The sequence below is a fragment of the Oleiphilus sp. HI0123 genome, from assembly GCF_001635315.1.
This window is the reverse complement of record NZ_LWGE01001667.1, coordinates 1-1,508: the sequence shown is the minus strand read 5'-3', so window position 1 is coordinate 1,508 and position 1,508 is coordinate 1. Positions and strand designations below refer to the sequence as shown.

Below are 1,508 nucleotides of genomic sequence, written 5' to 3'. Positions count from 1 at the left end.
ATGATAAAAACAGAGATAATGGAGGTATTAACATGGATTTTGTTATTCTAGATTGATTTTCGATTCCTGCATTCAATTCATCTAGTTCACTCTTCACAATTGAGCGCAAACTTTCTTCATTCTTTGCAAAAAAGCTTTTGAAGTTGTCTTTTGCGGTTATCTGAATATCAAACTCTTCCAAATATTCATTCTTTATAATTTTCCTTAAATTATTTTTATCCATAAATTCTTCTCTAGATAAAATAAGAGGAAGACTAAGCCCCGCCTGTTCTTTTATTTTCTTTCTATAATCTGCCTCTAATTTAGTTTTGTGCTCTCGCGCCACGGCTTTTACAAACGTAGCTTTATCCTTATATATCCACTCTTTAGGTAGTATTAATCGAACACCTGATCTTTTAGCTGTATACATAATAAAATCATTGAAATCGCTACTTTTTGAAAATGACTCTAAACTCTCATACTTCTTAAAACTTAGATTTAATGTATTGTCGATCGTTTGTTTATATTTTGATAGATAAGCGTTTCCCAAATGATTTAGATCAACATCACATCTTAATGTCGTATTGGCGCTATGATTTCCCATTCTATTGGTATGAGTTCTTGTATCAGTAGCTCCATTCTTATGAGTCCTAATGATAGTTCGACTATTTTTGGAATTACCTTGTGTACAAAAATAATCAAAAGGGAAAGTCGTAAGCTCTTCCGTTTTTTCTTTTAAATATTTTCTCGCCAAATTCTTTTGAAAGGTTTCGAATCCTGTTGTTTTCTTCTCATAACAATCTTTAGTGATACATCGACCAATTGATATTAACTTTGCACCTACTTTCGAAGGCATAACGTTTCTAAAAAAGTTTTCACCTTTTTGGATTTTTTCTAACAACCCCGCGTATTGACTGTAAAAAGCCTGTCGGGCCGATTCACTGGTATACCGTTCATAATAACCATCTGCTTGCTTGTCAATAAGCTTGATCTTTTTGTAATAGCTTTGTTGAATATTGCTGTATAAGAAATAGGTACTTTCATTTATTACAGGGTCTTGGTAATCATTAAGAAGGGTATTGGCTAGAGTAACAGCTTCGTTGTTAATTATTATTTCTTTGGATTTTTTCGGGCCATATATGTCACCTACTCCGCTTTCATTCTTGATCAAGCCAATGGAGCTAAAAAAAACTTTCTTTTCTGTATCAGTGCGCTCTTTTAGATAAGGTATGTTTTCTTCGATATCTTGATCAAAAAGCATTGCTCTTTTGGATAACAGTGCATTGTAAAAAGCCTGCTGCTGAAAATCTGGAGTTTGTTTTGCTAGGTAGTCAATGAACTCTTTCTGACCTAAGAAAAATACCGGATGAGCTATGATTATCACCAAGCTTGATAGAAAAATTTTTGAACCTTTACTTATTCTGAAAAAGTAAATCGTTCTTACTAATACCAAAGACAAGCCGATGCTAGATAGAGCTCTTCCAAGTATTTCTATAGTTTCAATATCACTATAGTTAAAACTCCCTCCT

General features: G+C 33.0%; 1 protein-coding gene. It reads right to left on the bottom strand.

The genetic code is table 11. The annotated features are described in order from the left end of the window. The coding region (locus tag A3761_RS28075) for a hypothetical protein (protein WP_197473183.1) at positions 1-1,508 on the bottom strand (1,508 nt) is incomplete at both ends.